The sequence below is a fragment of the Gracilimonas sp. genome (assembly GCF_035704785.1).
Classification (GTDB): Bacteria; Bacteroidota; Rhodothermia; order Balneolales; family Balneolaceae; genus Gracilimonas.
Window position 1 is genome coordinate 1 of sequence record NZ_DASSWP010000017.1, and the last position, 19631, is coordinate 19631.

Consider the following 19631-nt stretch of genomic DNA (forward strand, 5'->3'; position numbering starts at 1 on the left):
GCTTTTTTTCGGTTTGGCTTTATTTGCATTCCTATGCGCTACTTTTATCAATCATTTTGTAAACACAACCTTACAATTTTATCAGGTAGATTATGTGACAGGAGAAAAGAGGCCAGTGTTTTCATTTGAAAAGGAACCCAATATTAATCCGGCCAACTTTTCTGTTTTAGACAGTAAGGTAACAACTGATGGAAGATCATTTATTTTTACCACCGGAAGTTTCAGGGCTAATGCACAAACCCAGGGAGATATCTGGAAATATGACTTCGATACCAAAAATGTGATTAAACTATCTGAATCACCCTATAATGATGGATTTGGTGACTTAAGCGAAGATGGTAAAATGGTTTTTCGAAGCGGAAGAAGTGGACATTTTGATATCTATTTAAAAACAAAAGATGAATTAATAAATCTGACTCAGGATATTCATCGGGATAACTTTCCTGCCATATCTAAACAGGGAGATAAAATTGTATTTGCCTCCGACAGATTGAGAAGCGAGGATGAGTATAAAACGATGGATATTTTCATAATGAAATTAAATCCGGATAATAGCTGGACTGATCCTGAAAAAATTTCAGTAGGTGAAGGGCAAAATGCCCACGCCCACTTTTCCCCTGATGGGAATTGGGTGGTCTATACAACTGAAGGATATGGTATAAACGATGAACAGGCACTTATACAGCCTATTATTTTCTCACCTCAAATGTATGGTGAAATTGTGGCCTATAATGTCAGTACAAAAGAACGTTTCCGTCTTACACATAACAAATGGGAAGAAGGGACACCATTATGGGTTGAATAGAAAGGATCAGTTTCTGACATTGCACGATCGTAATATGAATGGCTAAATATTAAGTTCCTAAAGTAATGAAACCTAAAGAAGTAGTAGAAAAATGGGTCGAAGCATTTAACGAGGGAAATGCAGAGAAGATCTCAGCATTTTATCATCCCGATGCAATTAATCATCAGGTAGCCAACGACCCGGTAGAAGGAATCGACGCTATTAAAGAAATGTTTAAGGCTGAATTCAATACAGCTGACATGACCTGTATTCCCGAAAACATATTTGAGGATGGAGAATGGGCTATTTTAGAATGGAAAGACCCTTTGGGATTAAGAGGGTGTGGTTTTTTCCATATAACCGATGGAAAAATTAAATTCCAGAGAGGATATTGGGATAAATTATCATTTCTCCGTTTGCATGATTTACCAATACCTGAATCATAGTAAAACGAAAACCGAATAATTTATATGGCATATGTATTGCAGTTTGGCTTTAAGAGTAAACAACTAAAAAATCCACCTATACGAAGACGACTCTTCGAAAAATAACACAGTATAAAAATGGGAAGTAATAAGAAGCTATTACCGGAACAACGCGAATCACTGATCAGCACATTGGAAACCCGCTTTTCAGAAAACATGAGCCGACATCAAGGCCTTGACTGGAAAAAGATACAAGCAAGGCTTGAAGACAATCCTGATAAACTATGGTCACTTCATCAAATGGAACAAACCGGCGGTGAACCGGATGTGGTGGGGTACGATAATGAATCAGACGAATTTGTTTTCTTTGATTGTTCTGCAGAAAGTCCGGATGGACGCAGAAGCCTCTGTTATGACCGTGAGGCCTTGGAATCAAGAAAGAAATACAAACCAAAAGATAGCGCGGCCGATATGGCAGCTGAAATGGGTGTTGAGCTTTTAACTGAGAAAGAATACCAGGAACTGCAAAAGCTTGCAGAATTCGATACCAAAACCTCAAGCTGGCTAAAGACTCCTGCTGATGTGCGAGATCTTGGTGGCGCCATTTTTGGTGACTACCGTTTTGGACGCGTCTTTATATATCACAATGGCGCAGAATCTTATTACGGTGTCAGAGGATTTCGTGGTTCTCTAAGGGTTTGAAATTGTTAAGACTGCTAAATTTTAATTAAGATCCTATATTTACACTCTACAAACATTTGGAAGAACTACAAATGAAAAACTAAAACCCAGCTTCAACGGCAGCATGAATTGTTCCACAGGGAAAAACCAATATCCCACCAAATTCTTAGCGGAAACGGCACTAATTGAGATTCATATTAACCGAAACTTCCCTGCGGATCAGGGTCCCCAAAATGTGTATCAGTGTGAATATTGCGGGGACTGGCATCTTACCAGTAATTCGCCTAACCGTAATGAGCGATTACAAAAAATGATCGATTCCGGAGAAATGCACTTAAAACAACAGGCGAAACATTGGGAGTAACTGCTTATCTGAAGTATTCTACTTCAATAACTCTAAACTTTTCTGCTTGTCTGAATCCAATTGACCTTTTAATTCCTCTATCCCGTTGAATTTTTTCTCGTCCCTAATGCGATCAAAAAAACGAACCTGTATTGTTTCTCCGTAGATCTCCTTTTCAAAATCAAAGATATGTACTTCCAGTGTTTTTTCATCTTCCCCAAAAGTAGGGCGAACACCAATGTTCATCATCCCTCCATACCATTCTCCTGAAACCCGAACTTTCACGGCATATACACCATTTTTGGGTATCACCTTATTTTCATGTTCAGGTTTAAGGTTTGCCGTCGGATAGCCGATGGTTCGCCCCCGCTCATCTCCATGCATCACAATTCCATTGAGCAGGTAGTTGCGGTTCAGATAGCCAGCAGCTTTTTTAACATTTCCTTCTTCAGCAAGTGTCTTTCTGATAACTGTACTGCTGATAGTCACCTCTCCCATTTCCTCCTTTGAAACCACATTGGCATCAAAGCCTAATTCTTTTCCGAGTTTTTCAATTGTTTCAATGGTTCCTTCCCGATCCCTGCCAAAATGATGATCATAGCCAATCACAAATTCACTTACTCCTACTTTCTCATGAATAATATCCCGTACAAAATCTTCAGAGGTGAGCAAGGAAAAATCGCGGTCAAAAGGAATTACCAGTAAAACATCTATTCCCAGGTCTTCAAGAATTTCACAGCGTTCTTTAAGAGTGGTCAATAGCTTAATCCCTCCTTTGCCGGGATTTATGATCTCTCTTGGATGAGGATCAAAAGTAACAACTACACTCCTGGCATCCCTTGACCTTGCCTTATCAACTACGGTATTAATTAATTTTCTGTGCCCCTTATGCACTCCATCAAAAGTACCTACAGTCACTACCGTATTAGGTTGATGAGTAATATTTTTTAGCTCAATTAGCTTTCCCATATTTCCTTTAACTGATCTCCCATTTCGTGTGGAGTTAATGCGTCTTCAATTAAAAAGTGCCCAATCGCTGTACGTTCTAGTGCACTTAAATATGCTTTAGAATGTAAGGCTTCTCCCAGATCTCTGGCAAGTGACCGAATGTAAGTTCCCTTACTGCAGGTGGTTTTTAAGGTTAACTTAGGGGGATCAAATTCAACTATCTTGTGATCATGAAATGTAATTTGCCTGGGCAGGCGGACTACTTCTTCCCCTTTTCTAGCAAGTTCGTATAATTTTTTTCCTCCATATTTAAGCGCAGAATACATAGGTGGGATTTGTTCTACCGTTCCTGTGAATTCTTCTGCCAGGATTGCCTCAATTTTTTCCTTTGTGATATGATCCCAGTCTGCTTCTTCGGTTACTTCACCTTCAGCATCATAAGTGGTAGTAGACTTACCGAATGTGATCTCAGCAGTATAAACCTTGGGCAGGTCCTGTATAAATGAAATTGATTTTGTAGCCTTTCCGCAGCAAAGAATGAGCATGCCTGTTGCAAGGGGGTCAAGGGTACCTGCATGTCCTGTTTTCTTAACCCTGATCCTTTTGCGAAGAAATTTTACCACATCAAAACTAGACCATTCTATAGGCTTGTTGATCAGAAAGATGGCGCCTTTTTTGAGATCAGTATCCTTTGATGGCATGTTACTTTTGCCATAAACGGGGATCTCATCCAAAGGGATAGCAATGGCCATTTATTTAATCTTCGCTGGGTGAATCAGGGTCTTCATCAGGGATGTCAACTTTCTTCAAAAGCTGCTCCATCTTATTCACATACTCTGCTGTATCATCTTCGTAGAAATGCAATTCAGGAATTTTACGAACCTGGTTCTTTATTTTTGAAGCCAGTTCATATCGAATCTCATTAATGTGATCATCAATAAACTCGTATACCGGTTTATCATCTCTTTCAGGTGAAAATACGCTTAGATAAACTTTAGCAATGGATAGATCATCCGTCATCACCACATTCGTTACAGTTACAAAAGTGCCGCTTGGCTGATATGATTTTTGGATAATTTCACCAAGATCACGTTTAATAACGGCAGCTAATCTTTCAGGTCTGAAACCCATAATATTAGGTAAGAATTAATTTAAATCTATATTTCTAAACGAGGATGGATAAGCCGCAATTTTTCGATCACGGCTTCTTTTTTATCCTGCTGAGTCTTCCAGCGTTCGTTTCTCTTCAGTGATCTTATAGCTCTCTATCTGGTCACCAACTTTAATATCATTGTATCCTTTGATACTGATACCGCACTCATAACCTGATGCAACTTCTTTCACATCATCTTTAAAACGCTTGAGAGCATCAATTTCGCCATCATAGATCACAACACCATCCCGAACCAATCGAATAGGATTGTTTCTTTCAATCTTGCCTTCTGTTACATAACAACCTGCGATGGTACCGACCTTCGATACTTTAAAGATCTCACGAACATCAACAACACCCAACATTTGCTCTTTCAATTCAGGAGAAAGCAAACCTTCAAGTGCATCTCTAACCTCATCAACAGCATCATAGATAACACTGAAGAGACGAATATCTATTTCTTCTTCTTCAGCCAGTTTACGGGCTTGTGTCGTAGGCCTGACCTGGAATCCAATAATAATAGCATCTGAAGCCGAAGCTAAAAGTACATCCGATTCAGAAATAGCTCCTGCCCCTGTATGAATAATATTCACTGAAACTTCTTCCGTACCCAGCTTCTGGAGTGAGCCGGACAATGCTTCTATAGACCCATCCACATCAGCTTTGATGATAATATTCAATTCGGAAACTTCACCAAGAGCAAGTCGGCGTGAGATATCATCAAGCGTCATATGCTTGGTTGAACGCATAGCCTGTTCACGGCGGATCTGCATTCTTTCGCTCGCCACTTCTTTAGCTGTTTTCTCATCTTCAGCAACAATAAGTTTATCACCGGCCTGAGGCATGTCATCAAAACCGGTAAGTTGAACCGGCGTTGAAGGCCCTGCTTCTTTAATTCGTTTACCGTGGTCATCTTCCATGGCTCTAACACGACCAAAACATGGACCTGCTACAAATGCATCACCCACTTTCAGCGTACCACCCTGAACAAGAATGTTGGCAACAATTCCTTTTCCTTTATCAAGACGTGCTTCTAACACCACACCATCTGCACGGCGGTTAGGGTTCGCACTCAATTCAAGCAGTTCGGCTTCTATCAATACCTTTTCAAGGAGATCTTCAATACCGTTACCGGTATGGGCTGAAACCTCAGCATACTGTACTTGTCCGCCATACTCCTCTACAATTACATCATGCTCAGAAAGCTGTTGTTTAATTCGGTCAGGATTTACGCCTTCCAGATCCATCTTGTTAATGGCCACCACCATTGGTACGCCAGCTGCTTTAGCGTGATTTATAGCCTCAATGGTCTGTGGCATCACAGAATCATCAGCAGCAACTACAAGAATTACGATATCAGTTGCCTGAGCTCCACGAGAACGCATAGCAGTAAAGGCTTCGTGACCAGGGGTATCAAGAAAAGTAATTTCATTATCGTTATGCACCACCTGATATGCCCCAACGTGTTGGGTAATACCACCTGCTTCACCCGCTGCTACTTTCTCTTCACGTATATAATCAAGTAACGATGTTTTACCATGATCTACGTGACCCATTACCGTAATGATGGGAGCCCTTGGCTTAAGATCTTCTTCCGCATCTTCAGGAATGGTAAGTTCTTCGTCTAATTCCTCGGCGTCTATAAATTCAACTTCCTTGCCAAATTCCTCTGCAACCAACTCAATGGTACCGGCATCCAGGCGCTGATTGATGGTGATCATCAATCCAATGGACATACAGACCGAAATAATATCGTTTACTCCAACATCGAGCAGGTCGGCAAGTTCATTTGCAGTAATAAACTCGGTAGTCTCTACAATATCAGACTCGAGTTCTTCCATTTCCGCCTGCTTTTGCAGCTCTTCCTCACGCTCTTCTTTACGTTCACGACGACGTTTGGCACGCTTACTACCCACGGTTTTAGAAGATTGCATCTTCTTCATGGTTTCGCGCATCATTTTATCTACATCCGTCTCATCGATCTCAGCCTTTTTCTTTCTCTTCTTCTTGGAAGATTTTTTGTTTTTAGAACTGCTATCATCTTTCTTAGAAGAACCGGTATCGTCTTTACGATCCTTACGACGCTTTCTCGTCTTACGTTTTTTCTTCTCGGCTAGATCGCTGGTAAAAGAAGCCTTTCCTAATACTTTAGTTCCTTTAAGCTTGCCGGCTGAGCCTCGAATAATGTTTTCTTCATCTTCATCTTTCTCATCCTTATCGTCAGCCGATTTTTTAGTTTTCTTCTCTTCCTCAGGCTCTTCTTCTTTCTCAGCTTTAGCCTCTTCCTTCTTCTTAGCTTCTTTTTCTTTTTTCTCCTTCTCAGCCTTCTCTTTTTCTTTCTTAGCTTCTAGTTCTTTTGCTTTCTCTTCTTCAGCAGCTTCTTCTTTGGCTTTAGCAGCAGCTTCTTTCTCTTTCTCCTTCGCTTTTTCTTCCTTCTTCTTCTCTTCCTCAGCTTTTTTCTTTTCCGCTTCTTCCTTCTTAGCTTCTGATTCTTTTTTTTCAGAAGCCTGCTCTTCCGGCTCAAGAGGGTCTAATGCATCTTCTTCCTGAGGTTCCAAACCTGATGTTTCATCTTCCGGTTCCAAACCAACGGTTTCTTCGATAGGCTCAAGCACATTTTCGAGAGTAACGCTGTCGTTGCGCTGATTCATCATTTGGCTTCGACGACTCTCATACTCCTCCCTGGCCTTTTCGTGATCCGCACTCTTAGCTTTATCCTCACCATATACTTCATCCAAAGCCGAATACATTTCCGGCGTAATTTTGAAATTTGGGCGATTTGCTGCATCAAATCCATTTTCACTTAATGTATCTACAATAGATTGTGTAGCGACATTAAATTCAGCTGCAACTTTAAATAATGGTTTGGGTCTTTTAGACGTCATAAATGGTTTTTGAATGTGAGCTGGTTAAACTAAGAATTTTTAAGTGGAATTGCCGATTTAAGCCTCGTCCTCAAATTCGTAAGCAATTACACTCATAATCTTCTCTGCCAGCTCGGGGTCTATTTCTTCGTTCGTTCTGCTAACTAATTCTTCTGCGTTGAGTTCAAGCACGGCACGGGCGGTATCACAACCGATGTCATGAAGCATTTTAATCACTTCTGGGCCGAAATCAACTTCAAACTCATCAATATCTATATCGTCTTCCTCTTCCACTTCGCGGTATACATCAATTTCTACCTCAGCAAGTTTGGATGCAAGACGAATATTCACTCCTCCTTTACCAATAGCCTTTGAAACTTCATCAGCAGGAACCAATACATTGGCATGTTTGCTCTCTTCATCCAATTCTACCTTTAATACTTCTGCAGGCTGGAGAGCACGTTTAATAAACTCATGCTTATCAGGAGTGAAATTGATCACATCAATATTCTCATTCTGGAGTTCACGAACTATCGCATGAATCCTGATTCCTTTCATACCAACACAGGCACCTACCGGATCCACACGTTCATCATGCGAAAGAACCGCTACTTTTGATCGATCACCGGGGGCACGTGCAATACGCACCAACTCGATGATACCATCAAATACTTCAGGGATCTCATTTTCAAATAGTCGTTCCAGGAATAACTCTGAAGTTCTTGAGATAATTACCGTTGGATTGCCGTTTCGCATATGCACTCCGGTTACAACCGCACGAATGGTATCTCCTTTTCGATAACGATCTTTATAAATTTGATCGCTTTTTGGAAGCAACAATTCCACGCCATTGTGATTTACCAGAATATCTTTGTTTTGGCGAACCTGATATACATCACCAAGAATGATCTCTCCAACGCGGTCTGTATAGTCTTCGTAAATATTATCTTTTTCGATCTCCCGAATTCGCTGGGCAAGCTGCTGACGAGCCATGGTTACTGCACGTCGGCCAAAATCGGTGATCTGAATTTCCTGTGCCAACTCATCATAAAGTTCAATATCAGGATCTACTTTTTGAGCATCCTCTAAAGATATTTCAGCTACACTGTCAGTAAGCTCATCGGCAGGTACAACTTCTTGTACATGTAATATCTGTATTTCTCCCCGGTCAGCATTTAAGATTACCTCAAAAGCTTCGTCGGACTCATATTTTTTGCGGATCATGGTGCGAAAAACATCTTCCAAAATGGAAAGAAGCATATCGCGATCTATGCCTTTCTCATGAGCAATCTCTGCAAATGAGGAGATAATCTGTTTTGATAATTCGTTCTGCATCAGTTTAGCTTAATTAAATTACGGGAATTATTTTGGTTTCTACGATTGCTTCAAAGGGAATCTGAGTTTCTACTTCCTCTTCATCCGTTAAAGCAACGGTATCTTCCAGGATGCCGGTGATCACACCTTCCAATTTTTTATACTCACCGTTTGTATTCTTAAATTTGATGGTTGCAACACGACCTTCATTTTTTTTGTATTGCCTTTTATCACTCAAAGGACGACTTAATCCCGGCGAAGAGACATTCAGACGATATTTTTTATCAAACAACTCATGAGCTTCAATTAAAAACCCAAGTTCTTTGCTGATCTTTGAGCAATGATCGATGTTCACTCCACCACTTTCACTATCAAGCAAAAGCCAGACTTCGTTCTGACCTCCTCCTGTTTTCAGCTCAACATCTACAACAAAAAGATCGTGCTCTTCTGCAAGAGGTTCCGCTAAGTCTTTAATATTTTGTGCTATATCTATCTGCATTTTCACCAAATTCTGAAACAAAAAAAAGCGAGTGCCTTCCGACGCTCACTGTGTTTTAAAGGTAGCTCTATTTCGCCTAAATTTCAATGAATCTAACAGATTGTAGACAGATTCATTTTTTGGTTAAAAAGATTTGGGTTAATTTGGGAATCTTCTAAACTTTCTTATTGAGAACTCAACTACAAAAATTCTAACATCAAGAACAATATGAAATTTCAAATTACTCCCATAATTACCGTTCTACTGATTCTTGGAACGCTTACCTCCTGCCAGAATAAAGATTCTAAAGAAGAACAAGAGTCGGATCGCGGCAGGCAGCTTGAGTTAACTCAGGAAGTAACTTTCCTGAACAGCAGTTCTGATACAGTCTCTACTTTAAAAGTTGCTGTAGCTGATGAGCAAGAGGAAAGAAACCAAGGATTAATGGATGTTAATGAAATGTCGTCAGATGCAGGAATGCTATTCATTTTTCCTGAAGAAAGTGAACTTAGTTTTTATATGGCCAATACTCCCTTATCACTGGATATTATGTTCGTTAACGCAGACAGCATCATTGTACGCATCCATCACAGTACCACTCCGTTCAATAGCGAACAACTTCCTTCCGGTAAGCCGGCTAAATTTGTCGTAGAGACAAATGCAGGATATGCGGTGGCTAACGACATTCAGGAAGGGATGAGAATTCGTTTCTAATAAGATTCAGAAAACCTTTACTGCTCTACTGTAGCGTACTCTTTCAAGTATTCCATTACTTTTTTGACATTCTCTTTAGAACCCATATAGATCGGAGTTTGCTCATGTATAGCTTTTGGCTCTATTTCCATAATCCGATTCTCGCCATTTGTAGCAAGTCCACCGCACTGTTCTATAATAAAACTTAGAGGATTGCATTCGTACATAAGCCTCAATTTACCATTAGGATATCTGTTGCTGTGTGGATAAATAAAAATTCCACCTTTGATTAATGTTCGGTGTATGTCAGCAACCATAGATCCAATATATCTGGCTGAATACGGCCTACCGCTTTCAGCATCTTCCTCCTGACAGTATTTGATATACTTTTTTAAACCCAGGTCCCAAGAATTATAGCTTCCTTCATTGATGCTGTAAATACTTCCGTGATCCGGGATCTTGATTCTTTTATCACTCAGTATGAACTCACCTATGCTTGGATCTAAGGTGAATAATGAAACTCCTAATCCGGTTGTATAAGCCAAAATAGTACTCGAACCATACAATACATACCCTGCCGCAACCTGTCGTACACCCGGCTGCAGAGCATCTGATTCTCTAAGCGTGGAGTCAAAACGAGCTTCCCTCATATACACTGAGAAGATACTCCCTATGGATACATTTACATCTATATTTGAAGAGCCGTCCAAGGGATCTAAGTAAACAATATATTTACCGCCTTTACTGCTTAGTTTTACGATCCCGTCATTTTCCTCAGAGATAACCATACAGGTGATCAACGATCGATCCAATGCCGAAATAAGCTGCTGATCAGCAAAAAGATCTAATTTTTTAACAGCTTCACCATGAATATTAGTAGAGCCGTCGAGCCCTAAAATATTTGTAATTCCCGCTTTGTTAACTTCTCTCGAAATGATCTTAGCAGCTAATCCAATATCTCTGAGTAACTGCGATAGCTCACCAGTAGCTCCTGGAAACCTATTTTGGTTCTGAATAATATATTCTTCTAAAGTTTCCAGCCTTGAATTTTTTGTACTCACTACGTTTGGATTATTTTATGGAAGCGCTTTTCTACAATATAAAAATGTTTCTCGAACAAAATCTCCACCTTTTAGAATTATTCAATTACCCTCATTGATCTGTTTGAAGATTTCCGCCGCCTTATTTTTTAGGTCTTTTAAACTGCCATTATTCGTAACAACAAAATCAGCTAAATGAACCAGTTTATTAAAATCAGGTTGTTTTGCTATTCGTTCGGTGATTAATTTTTCTGAGCTGCTATCTCTTTTTACAGTTCTGTCAATTCTATGTAATTCATCGGCCAGTATAATTACCACAAAATCGATTCCCTCGGGGCGACCGTTATTAAGAAGGATAGCTGCTTCTTTAGCAAAAACTTCAACCCCTTCTTTTTCTTTTTGAGCAGCCAGTTCTTTAGTTTTTTCCCATAGAACAGGATGAACAAGTTCATTCAATTGCTCAACTCTTCCTTTTTGAAAAGCTTCTTCTGCTAAAAATTCTCTATTCAGTCTTCCCCGGTCATCATATGACTCATCTCCAAAAACAGATCTTATATTCTTTTTGAGCTTTTCATCTTCATTCATCAACTGTTTAGCGAAGTCATCGGCATATAGAACAAAAGCACCCAAATCTTCCCATTCTTTGCAGAAAGTTGTTTTACCGGAACCGATTCCCCCTGTTATGCCGACTTTGATCATAATTTAATAACAGCCATTATTTTAGTGATCTATTTTGGTCTATACTTTGGCATCCTGCAAGAGATAGGCTTTTATGAATTCGTCCAAATCTCCATCCATTACTCCACTTACATCACTGGTTTCATAATTAGTGCGGTGATCCTTTACTCTCTGATCATCGAATACATAACTGCGAATTTGTGATCCCCACTCATTCTTACCTTTTGAGCCTTCAAGTTTAGCCTTTTCAGCTTCCTGAATTTCTTTTTCCAGCTCATAGATCCTTGACTTCAACAGTATCATCGCCTTTTCGCGGTTTTGGAGCTGTGAGCGTTCCTGCTGGCACTCAGCAACAACGCGTTCCTTTCTGCCATCAGAAAGCTCTCCTTCCCAAATCAAACGCACCGCAGTCTCTACCTTATTTACATTCTGCCCACCGGCCCCACTGGAATGAAAACGCTGAAGCTCAACCTCACTTTCATTGATATTCACTTCAATGGTATCATCAATAAGAGGTGCCACAAATACGGAGCAAAATGAGGTATGCCTGCGGGCATTGCTGTCAAAAGGAGAAACACGAACCAAACGATGAACACCACTTTCGGCTTTGAGAAAACCATAGGCATTATCACCTTGAACCTCGATCGTAGCACTTTTCAATCCTGCTACATCACCTTGTTGGTAATCTACCACTGAAACTTTAAAACCGGCTTTTTCTGCCCAACGGGTATACATGCGATAAAGCATTTCAGCCCAATCCTGACTTTCGGTTCCACCCGCTCCCGGGTTAAAGTTAACAATGGCATCCCGATGATCATCAGGCCCGCTGAGCATATTACGAAGCTCCATTTCCTCCAAAGCTTTTTTAAGCTTTTTAAACTCAGCTTCCAATTCAGAGCCAACATCTTCACCCATCTCCTGAAATTCAAGAAATACATTAATGCTTTCACGAAGTTCATTGAGTTTATCCCAGCCTTGCACCAAACTTTTCTCATGATCCAGCTCCTTCATTATAGATTGAGCTTTAGCAGGATCATTCCAAAAATTAGGATCTTGGGTCTGTTCGGTAAGTTCTATTATTCGGACTTTGCGTTTGTCGTAGTCAAAGGTACCTCCTGAGCGCATCAATGCGCTCATAGAGTTCCTGTAGGTGATCTGTATTTATTGCCATCTGTAGATTTTAAACTCTATTATTTTCTTGTCAAAAACGCGCCAAGTACCAACCCTGCAACAAAAGCTATTCCCAGTCCTTGTTCAGGGTGAGCACGTACATAGCGTCTTGCATTCCGATATTCGTGCCTTAGCTCACGCTCTAATCCGTCCCGCTCATATTTTAAACGGTCAAGCAGGGCATCGTAGGTCTCCTCGGCTTTATCTTGTAAAGCTTCGGTAGTATCATAGATCGTTTCTTCTATATCTTTTTTTGATTTGCCATTCTTTTTTTTAGCAGCCATGATTTCTCCTGTTTTAGTTACCTAAAAATACAAATTCATTGGTTAAATTTTTGATTCATTTACTTATAAATTTAACACTTCTACCCTACTCAATTGTTCCATCTTAAAAGCTTAAGCCATTATCATTTTTAGAATTTAAAAAACCTCAGTAACCAAGTGGCAATATAGTCGTCATATCAACAAATCGATTATTTTTTTGAGTATGTTATCCGATGAGTTATCACCAGTTACTGAAGTTGAATGGATGATTTTGAGCTTTCAGATAAACAATGCATAGATGAAGTCTTAGCGGGTAACCGAAAGGTCTACTCCCAGCTTGTCAATAAACATGCTCCCATGGTTTTTCATATAGTCCGCAGATTCATAAAATCGGAAGATGAAGTGGAAGAGTTGGCTCAGCAAATTTTTGTAAAGACCTATGAACGGCTTGAGACATTTGATGGTAAATCAAAATTTTCATCTTGGCTTTATGTTATCAGTATGAATCATTGCCGTGATTATGTTAAAAATATTAGAAGGAAAAATAAAAATTTTAGTGAAATGGAAAGTCATGAACTCCGGGATACCTTAGGACACGCGATTACTCCGGACCATGAAATGGAGAATAAAGAGACAAACCTCATTCTTTATGAAGGATTGGTTTCTATCACTCCTGATTATGCCGAAGCCTTTTTAATGAAATACCGTGATGGACTTTCTTATAAGGAAATATCGGAGCAACTAAATGTAACCGTAAATGCCCTTAAACAACGTGTATACCGGGCAAAGGAAGAGTTAAGGGAATTCATGAACACAAAAATGGATGATTATGGATAAGCAAGAATTACTTAGAAAATACCTTGACGAAGAATTAACTCCTGCAGAGGAACGAGAAGTACTTCATCTGATCGCTGATGACGAAGAATTGCGATCTGCCTTGCGTTTCGATTTGTTTCTTCGTCAAACATTCTCCAGCCATGAGTTTTCGAAGGAGACTTTTGAGGTACCTGAATATTTTTCCGGTAAAGTAATGTCAGAGATAGAACAAAAAGAAAGAATGAATGCTACTGAATCTCTCCAGTCTCAATTAAAAGACAAAATTACAAGATGGATTGAAACTTTGTTCACTCCCAGGTCTTTTCAGCTGAAGCCTGCCTTCGCTTTTGCTATATTTGCTTTGATACTTCTCACCCCTGTACTGCCCTATTACTTCCTGCAAAATGAGTCCGGAGAAATTTCTCAAAACGGCAATGAATTTGAGACCCAAACAGTAGCTGACACTGAGGAGATGGTTTGGGTGCGCTTTATTTATGTGGATGACAACGCGGAAAGCATTGCCATAGCCGGAGACTTTAACAGCTGGGCTCCTGATTCATTAACTAAACAACAGGTTAACGGACAAAATGTTTGGACAGGGTTTTTCTCTATGCCAAGAGGAGAACATAAATACATGTTTGTAGTAAATGGCGAAAAATGGGTAACAGACCCTCTTGCCAATATGTATCAAGATGACGGTTTTGGGAATAAAAATGCCATTATATATCTATGAAATCAAAGGTTTTAACCATGTTATTTATAGCTTATTTACTCCCTTTTCCTGCACTGTCTCAAGACTTGCAGACTTCAGTTACCTCTGAATTCAGGGTGGGGTATTCTTCAAATACCTACCTTAATCCTTTTTTCTCTGAATGGGACCGTACCTATAACTCAGGGTATGGCCTAGCTGCGACTTTTGGGCAACTTTTTTGGGACAAAAACCGACATAAGTTTGAACTAAATGGCGGCTATGTATTTGAACCATTTTTTACTGGACAATCTACCTGGCATGGACATCTTGCATATGCCCGGTATATAGGTCAAATCAGCTCAAAATTACATGCCGGTTTTAATATCGGCACCAGTGGTTTTCAATCTGATTTTGACAGAAACCTCCATTGGGTACAACCATATATAACCTGGTTTCCATCATCTTTTACTTCCTTGCACTTTAAAGCCGGATCCAATTTTAGGGAGTACGTAGGTTTTCAGGATAGTCTTAATATCAATAATCGTTTAGACTCTTATGCGTTGGAAATGGAGTCCTGGATCGGGTTCAGGTGGCAATTAAAAGGAGGAATTTATGGAAATTTTGAAAATTTACCTGCTATCCAAAATGGGATTTCAACTTCATTTTCACTTAGACACTTATTTGTTAATGGAAGTAGAATAACTTCTGAATTACAATTTATAAACTATAGTTCAGAATTTACCACCACTGTTGATGAAGGTGGCGGACCGGGTGGCCCTTTTGGTCCTCCGGGAGGTACTACTGAAACCCAGTCTATAAATGATCAAATCTGGCGAATTAAATTGGAGGGCAGTTATCCCGTTTCAAATAATACTTCTGCTTTTATATCTGCTGAACGCTCGTTGTATGAATCTTCATCCATAAATGATGGTATCGGAGATTTTCAAATTTCAGGGGGAGTACGTTTTTCATTGACTCCAAATTTGTTTACCTCCGGAAAACGAACAATCGAACCAATTTGGACAGAGGATACCGATCAATACACTTTACGTATAAAATATAGAGGGAGTGGTAATTTATTCTTAGTGGGAGATTTTAATGACTGGGAAATGCCTGGAATACCACTTAGAGAAGAATCTAAAAACACCTATAAAACCGTCTTAAAGATGGAACCGGGACTTTATGAATACAGGATATTGGTCATTAACGGTTCTGATGAAAAGTGGCTGGAATTTTCTAACAATACCTCTACCGTTAAAGATGGTTTCGGCGGAACAAATGCTTTAAAAATTATAGAATAAGTAATTGATAATCACATGAGAAAAACAACGAATATATCACCGGTAAGGACATTAATGAAGCTTACTCTGTTTAGTTTTCTGCTAATATTTCCTGCTTCAATTTCTGCACAGCAAACTTCATTATCTATTTTAACTCAAAAGGCTTCTGAGTTAGGTATTGATGAATCACACATAACCCGGCTTCAGGAACGAGCTAAGGCAAACGGGATAAGTGGAGATCAACTGGCTGAAATATTAGAGCCTGCCGTTACACTAGCAGAAGGGGACCTGCCGTTTGATATGATCCTTGAAAAAACATCTGAAGGTTTGGCAAAAAAAGTTCCCAGCCATGTTTTATTAAACGTACTACAGGGATTGCAAGAAGCTACCCAACAATCTGTGAACATTGTGGACCCCTGGATGCAAAAATCCGGAGTACAGAACATGCTTGAACGAACGGAGTCAGAAGAATCCGTCCAACAATTTAGAAATAATTTGCTGAAAAGTACCGGTCGCGCTTTAAACCAAGGCCTTACTGAACAAAGTGTGACAGATTTCATGAATGAACTCAACAATGATGAAATTTTATCCAAAATTAACGCTAATGAAATTGTAACTTCACTTACTATTCTCCCAGATCTGCCTACAAGTTCAGACAATCCTGAGTTATCCGGCAAACTTATTATCCAGTCGATTAAAGGCGGGTTCAAATCAGCAGACCTCCAAAAATTACCTTCAGCTATGCAGATGGCACAAAGCAGAGGTCAACTCCCTGTGGGTAATATTGTAAATGGAATATTTCAGCAATTAGAAATAGGAGCACCTGCTACAAATATTCTTCAGGGCTTGTTTGATGGCAAAATTGGAGGCCCTCCTGCAGGTGTCCCTGGCAGACCCGGTAATCCTATTGACGGTAGCGGAAACGGTTGATTCTATATCACCTCTAACAATTTGTTTCTTTTGATCAAAGATAACGTTGATATGGCACTTATTTGATGTGCTCTCACCCAAGATTAAAAAACACTAATTATTTCAGTAACCAAATCGAAAGTTAGTCGTCGCATAAATAAACCCACTAACAACAAACTAAAAAATATAATTATGTACTACTCTAAATTTTTAAAATTATTAACCGCCGCTGTAGTATCCTCATTTATGATCATAGGATGCGGAACCCAATCGGATAGCCGTACCGGAAGTTTTCAAGTATTGCTTCATGATGCGCCTGCAAGCTATGATGAAGTAAACGTGTTTATTGAAAGCGTAGAGGTAAATAAAAGCTCTGACGAAGAAGGATGGATAACCGTAGGTTCACCGCAACAAGTATTTGACCTGTTAGAACTAACTAACGGTGTATTGCAACCTCTTGGCGAAATAGAACTTGAAGTCGGAACTTACGAACAAGTACGCCTTATTTTAAGTCAAGACGGACACAGTGTGGTAGTTGATGGTCAATCGCATGATATGTTCATTCCAAGCGGAGCCCAAACAGGTATCAAGTTAAACGTAAATGCAGAAATTGAAGCCGATATTGACTATGTATTGCTTCTCGATTTTGATGCCAGCAGATCAGTAGTAGTTACCGGAAACCAAAACTATCTGCTGCAACCTGTGATAAAAGCAACAAACCAAGCTATTAGCGGAAATATTGAAGGTACCATATCTCCTGCTGAAGCCGAACCGGTTGTTTATGCCATTGCAAATGGTGACACACTTTCTTCAACTTATGCTGATGCTGAAAACGGCACATTCAGATTAATAGGCCTTGAAGAAGGAAGCTATACTGTATCTTTCGATCCAACGAATGAAAATTACACTTCTAAAGACACTACCGGTGTAGCAGTAACTGTTGGTGAAACCAATGATCTTGGTAGTATTGAGTTGAGCCTGAATTAAGGTCAATTTTATCCAAACATAACCCCTAAAAAGGTCTGGATTGATTTCCAGGCCTTTTTTTTATTCGGGTATCAGCTGATCTTTATATTGTAGTTCATACAGTTTTTTATAGATTCCATTTTCCTGCAAAATCAGCTCTTGATGACTTCCCGATTCCCGAATTTCTCCCTTATGCATTACCAAAATGGTTTCCGCATGTTGAATGGTTGAAAGTCTGTGCGCAACAACAATTGAAGTTCTTCCTTCCATCATTAGCCTACTGGATTCTGTTACCAAAGCCTCCGTTTCTGAATCCACACTTGATGTGGCTTCATCCAGGATCAAAATCTCTGGATCATACACCAATGCCCGAACAAAGCAAATTAGCTGTCGTTGCCCCATTGAAAGTGAAGTGCCTCTTTCTTGCAGAACATAGTCATAAGCGCCCGGAAGTTTTTCGATAAACCGATGAGCCTCAACTTTATGAGCAGCTTCTATTACTTGCTCTCTGGTTATATCGGGATGCCCAAGTGTGATATTGTCAAAGATCGAGCCTGAGAAAAGTGCATTATCCTGTAAAACCAAGCCAAAATGAGAACGAAGATCATGAAGTGACAGATCCCTGACATCCACCCCGTCTATTTTGATACTGCCCTTTTGAATATCATAAAAACGCATCAGCAGATTTATGATCGTAGTCTTTCCGGCTCCGGTTGCACCTACAATAGCAACAGCATCACCCGCTTCCGCTGTAAAAGATACATCTTTGAGTACATATCCTTCATCATCATTATACCTGAACCACACATTTTCGAACTCGATCTTCCCTTGCGGATCTTTTATTTTTTGAGGTGAGTCCGTTTCAATAACCTGAGTTTTGGTATCGAGTACACTGAATATCCTTTCTGAAGATGCCAATGCGGATTGCAGGGTATTAAACTTCTCTGACAACCCTTGAATTGGCCTAAAGAACTGTCTTGCATACTGAATAAAAGCTAAAAGTACACCGAAGGTTACTCCATCCATAAGTGCCCTTGCCCCACCATACCAAACGATCAGTGCCATTGCCAGACTTGCCGTTACTTCAACGATAGGCCAAAAAATAGCAAAGTAGAAGATGGTCTCTATGTATGCATCCCGGTGACCTGCGTTTATCTTTTCAAATTTCTCCCGTTGCTTTTTCTCTCTATTAAAAAGCTGAACAACGTCCATTCCATTAATATGCTCCTGAACAAAAGAATTGAGCTGAGCGATCTTATCCCGAACCTCTAAGAAAGTAACCCTGACTTTCGCTTTGAACCAGAAAGTGGCGTAGAAAAGAATCGGTAATACTGCAATAGTCACCAAGCTCAGTTCCCAGTTCATGCTAAACATGAAATAAAGAATAAAGATGATCCGGAACATATCACCGATTATAGTAACTACACCATCGGAAAGCAGTTCACTTAGAGCTTCAATATCACTGGTTGTTCTGGTGATAAGACGACCAATGGGGTTCTTATCAAAGAACTGAACATTAAGTGTTTGTATCTTCTTGAAAACGGTATTTCTAAGAGAGTACAGCGCATTTTGGCCAAACCACCTGGTGATGTAGGTATTGAAAACCAACAGAATAAACTCGCCCAGCAGAGCTCCGCCCAGCAGCGTTATGATCCACCACAAGCCTTCAAAATCATCCGTAGCAATGTATTCATCCACGGCTATCTGAGTAAGCTTAGGACGAATTGTACCGAGGTATGAAGCCGCCAGCGTTAAGCCGATGGCTAATAATACGTACCCTCGGTATGGTTTTAGAAAAAAATAAAGCCGTCGAATCAGAGTGGTATCGACGGCTTCAGAATTTTTATTGTTACTCACTTACTATTTCGATTAAAATCTGTCAAAATCATCATAAGAAGATCTGGGGGTAATCTTTTTAGGTGAATCTGAGTCAGAGTCGTCATTCTTATTTTTTATGTTCGAGCTGTACGTACTGCTGCCGTATGTTTTGCGCTTATAATTACTATCACGGCTTCCAGAACGATTTGAACTACTGCTTCGGTTCCCGCGAGAACTGCCGCTACTACTGCTTCGTCTGCTTGAGCTTCCCCCTTTACGGCTTCGGAAGTTTTTCTTACTGCTGCTCTTATAGTTCT

The 19631-nt window shown here is 39.9% G+C and carries 22 protein-coding genes; 10 read left to right on the top strand and 12 right to left on the bottom strand.

What is annotated here, in order from left to right:
• The 4 genes from VFM80_RS00760 to VFM80_RS00775 all read left to right on the top strand — a co-directional run.
• Positions 1-805 (top strand): TolB family protein (locus VFM80_RS00760; RefSeq protein WP_395068563.1); only part of this gene is annotated, 805 nt, incomplete at its 5' end.
• Between the two features lie 65 nt (positions 806-870).
• On the top strand, positions 871-1230 hold the full coding sequence (locus VFM80_RS00765; RefSeq protein ID WP_395068565.1) for a nuclear transport factor 2 family protein: 360 nt from the start codon (positions 871-873) through the stop codon (positions 1228-1230).
• Positions 1231-1347: 117 nt separating this feature from the next.
• Positions 1348-1911, top strand: a complete 564-nt coding sequence (locus VFM80_RS00770; RefSeq protein WP_395068567.1) for a DUF4256 domain-containing protein — start codon at positions 1348-1350, stop codon at positions 1909-1911.
• Between the two features lie 103 nt (positions 1912-2014).
• On the top strand, positions 2015-2254 hold the full coding sequence (locus VFM80_RS00775; RefSeq protein ID WP_395068569.1) for a hypothetical protein: 240 nt from the start codon (positions 2015-2017) through the stop codon (positions 2252-2254).
• An 18-nt stretch (positions 2255-2272) separates the two neighbouring features.
• On the opposite strand, the gene VFM80_RS00780 is transcribed toward VFM80_RS00775, so the two are convergent.
• The 6 genes from VFM80_RS00780 to rimP form a co-directional block, all read right to left on the bottom strand.
• Positions 2273-3202 carry a bifunctional riboflavin kinase/FAD synthetase gene (locus VFM80_RS00780; RefSeq protein ID WP_395068571.1) on the bottom strand — a complete coding sequence of 310 codons (930 nt, stop codon included), beginning with the start codon at positions 3200-3202 and terminating at the stop codon, positions 2273-2275.
• Positions 3190-3933: a tRNA pseudouridine(55) synthase TruB gene (gene truB / locus VFM80_RS00785; protein ID WP_395068573.1), complete on the bottom strand. Its 744-nt coding sequence runs from the start codon at positions 3931-3933 to the stop codon at positions 3190-3192. The genes VFM80_RS00780 and truB overlap by 13 nt, the downstream gene beginning before the upstream one ends.
• A gap of 4 nt (positions 3934-3937) precedes the next feature.
• Positions 3938-4312 (bottom strand): 30S ribosome-binding factor RbfA, encoded by a 375-nt coding sequence (gene rbfA, locus VFM80_RS00790; protein ID WP_395068575.1) that lies wholly within the window; start codon positions 4310-4312, stop codon positions 3938-3940.
• An 81-nt stretch (positions 4313-4393) separates the two neighbouring features.
• Positions 4394-7219 (bottom strand): translation initiation factor IF-2, encoded by a 2826-nt coding sequence (infB, locus tag VFM80_RS00795; RefSeq protein ID WP_395068577.1) that lies wholly within the window; start codon positions 7217-7219, stop codon positions 4394-4396.
• A 57-nt stretch (positions 7220-7276) separates the two neighbouring features.
• Entirely contained in the window at positions 7277-8533 is a 1257-nt protein-coding gene (nusA, locus tag VFM80_RS00800; RefSeq protein WP_395068579.1) for a transcription termination factor NusA, read from the bottom strand.
• 13 nt (positions 8534-8546) lie between these two features.
• On the bottom strand, positions 8547-9011 hold the full coding sequence (gene rimP / locus VFM80_RS00805) for a ribosome maturation factor RimP (RefSeq protein WP_395068581.1): 465 nt from the start codon (positions 9009-9011) through the stop codon (positions 8547-8549).
• Between the two features lie 207 nt (positions 9012-9218).
• Here rimP and VFM80_RS00810 point away from each other — a divergent pair, with 207 nt between their 5' ends.
• On the top strand, positions 9219-9704 hold the full coding sequence (locus VFM80_RS00810) for a DUF192 domain-containing protein (RefSeq protein ID WP_395068583.1): 486 nt from the start codon (positions 9219-9221) through the stop codon (positions 9702-9704).
• A gap of 17 nt (positions 9705-9721) precedes the next feature.
• On the opposite strand, the gene fbp is transcribed toward VFM80_RS00810, so the two are convergent.
• The 4 genes from fbp to VFM80_RS00830 form a co-directional block, all read right to left on the bottom strand.
• On the bottom strand, positions 9722-10744 hold the full coding sequence (gene fbp / locus VFM80_RS00815) for a class 1 fructose-bisphosphatase (RefSeq protein ID WP_395068585.1): 1023 nt from the start codon (positions 10742-10744) through the stop codon (positions 9722-9724).
• 81 nt (positions 10745-10825) lie between these two features.
• Complete coding sequence (gene coaE / locus VFM80_RS00820; RefSeq protein ID WP_395068587.1) at positions 10826-11422, bottom strand: dephospho-CoA kinase; 597 nt, start codon at positions 11420-11422, stop codon at positions 10826-10828.
• 39 nt (positions 11423-11461) lie between these two features.
• A protein-coding gene (gene prfB, locus VFM80_RS00825) for a peptide chain release factor 2 (RefSeq protein ID WP_395068589.1) occupies positions 11462-12572 on the bottom strand; the annotation gives its coding sequence in 2 pieces (ribosomal slippage) (positions 11462-12505 and positions 12507-12572; 1110 coding nt in all).
• A 19-nt stretch (positions 12573-12591) separates the two neighbouring features.
• Positions 12592-12855: a hypothetical protein gene (locus tag VFM80_RS00830; protein ID WP_395068591.1), complete on the bottom strand. Its 264-nt coding sequence runs from the start codon at positions 12853-12855 to the stop codon at positions 12592-12594.
• A 240-nt stretch (positions 12856-13095) separates the two neighbouring features.
• Between VFM80_RS00830 and VFM80_RS00835 the strand changes: the two genes are divergently transcribed.
• From VFM80_RS00835 to VFM80_RS00855, 5 genes are all read left to right on the top strand, one after another.
• Positions 13096-13671 (top strand): RNA polymerase sigma factor, encoded by a 576-nt coding sequence (locus VFM80_RS00835; RefSeq protein ID WP_395068593.1) that lies wholly within the window; start codon positions 13096-13098, stop codon positions 13669-13671.
• The gene (locus VFM80_RS00840) at positions 13664-14383 is read left to right on the top strand and encodes a hypothetical protein (RefSeq protein ID WP_395068595.1); all 720 of its coding nucleotides are present in this window, start codon (positions 13664-13666) and stop codon (positions 14381-14383) included. Before VFM80_RS00835 ends, VFM80_RS00840 begins: the two co-directional genes overlap by 8 nt.
• The gene (locus VFM80_RS00845; protein ID WP_395068597.1) at positions 14380-15642 is read left to right on the top strand and encodes a glycogen-binding domain-containing protein; all 1263 of its coding nucleotides are present in this window, start codon (positions 14380-14382) and stop codon (positions 15640-15642) included. The genes VFM80_RS00840 and VFM80_RS00845 overlap by 4 nt, the downstream gene beginning before the upstream one ends.
• 54 nt (positions 15643-15696) lie before the next feature.
• Entirely contained in the window at positions 15697-16551 is an 855-nt protein-coding gene (locus VFM80_RS00850; protein WP_395068599.1) for a hypothetical protein, read from the top strand.
• A gap of 171 nt (positions 16552-16722) precedes the next feature.
• Positions 16723-17517, top strand: a complete 795-nt coding sequence (locus tag VFM80_RS00855) for a DUF4382 domain-containing protein (protein WP_395068601.1) — start codon at positions 16723-16725, stop codon at positions 17515-17517.
• A gap of 60 nt (positions 17518-17577) precedes the next feature.
• Here VFM80_RS00855 and VFM80_RS00860 read toward each other — a convergent pair whose 3' ends face one another.
• Both VFM80_RS00860 and VFM80_RS00865 read right to left on the bottom strand, forming a co-directional pair.
• A complete protein-coding gene (locus tag VFM80_RS00860) occupies positions 17578-19353 on the bottom strand; it encodes an ABC transporter ATP-binding protein (protein WP_395068603.1) in 1776 nt (591 codons plus the stop codon).
• A gap of 95 nt (positions 19354-19448) precedes the next feature.
• On the bottom strand, positions 19449-19631 hold a 183-nt coding region (locus tag VFM80_RS00865; RefSeq protein ID WP_395068605.1), incomplete at its 5' end, for a hypothetical protein.

Bases quoted from the DNA above. Each gene is read 5' to 3' on its own strand.
- VFM80_RS00830 (WP_395068591.1), bottom strand. From the start codon at position 12,855: ATGGCTGCTAAAAAAAAGAATGGCAAATCAAAAAAAGATATAGAAGAA.
- coaE (WP_395068587.1), bottom strand. From the start codon at position 11,422: ATGATCAAAGTCGGCATAACAGGGGGAATCGGTTCCGGTAAAACAACT.
- VFM80_RS00845 (WP_395068597.1), top strand. From the start codon at position 14,380: ATGAAATCAAAGGTTTTAACCATGTTATTTATAGCTTATTTACTCCCT.
- rimP (WP_395068581.1), bottom strand. From the start codon at position 9,011: ATGCAGATAGATATAGCACAAAATATTAAAGACTTAGCGGAACCTCTT.
- VFM80_RS00765 (WP_395068565.1), top strand. From the start codon at position 871: ATGAAACCTAAAGAAGTAGTAGAAAAATGGGTCGAAGCATTTAACGAG.
- VFM80_RS00810 (WP_395068583.1), top strand. From the start codon at position 9,219: ATGAAATTTCAAATTACTCCCATAATTACCGTTCTACTGATTCTTGGA.
- VFM80_RS00780 (WP_395068571.1), bottom strand. From the start codon at position 3,202: ATGGGAAAGCTAATTGAGCTAAAAAATATTACTCATCAACCTAATACG.
- VFM80_RS00840 (WP_395068595.1), top strand. From the start codon at position 13,664: ATGGATAAGCAAGAATTACTTAGAAAATACCTTGACGAAGAATTAACT.
- VFM80_RS00850 (WP_395068599.1), top strand. From the start codon at position 15,697: ATGAAGCTTACTCTGTTTAGTTTTCTGCTAATATTTCCTGCTTCAATT.
- infB (WP_395068577.1), bottom strand. From the start codon at position 7,219: ATGACGTCTAAAAGACCCAAACCATTATTTAAAGTTGCAGCTGAATTT.
- VFM80_RS00855 (WP_395068601.1), top strand. From the start codon at position 16,723: ATGTACTACTCTAAATTTTTAAAATTATTAACCGCCGCTGTAGTATCC.
- VFM80_RS00775 (WP_395068569.1), top strand. From the start codon at position 2,015: ATGAATTGTTCCACAGGGAAAAACCAATATCCCACCAAATTCTTAGCG.
- VFM80_RS00770 (WP_395068567.1), top strand. From the start codon at position 1,348: ATGGGAAGTAATAAGAAGCTATTACCGGAACAACGCGAATCACTGATC.
- VFM80_RS00835 (WP_395068593.1), top strand. From the start codon at position 13,096: ATGGATGATTTTGAGCTTTCAGATAAACAATGCATAGATGAAGTCTTA.
- nusA (WP_395068579.1), bottom strand. From the start codon at position 8,533: ATGCAGAACGAATTATCAAAACAGATTATCTCCTCATTTGCAGAGATT.
- truB (WP_395068573.1), bottom strand. From the start codon at position 3,933: ATGGCCATTGCTATCCCTTTGGATGAGATCCCCGTTTATGGCAAAAGT.
- rbfA (WP_395068575.1), bottom strand. From the start codon at position 4,312: ATGGGTTTCAGACCTGAAAGATTAGCTGCCGTTATTAAACGTGATCTT.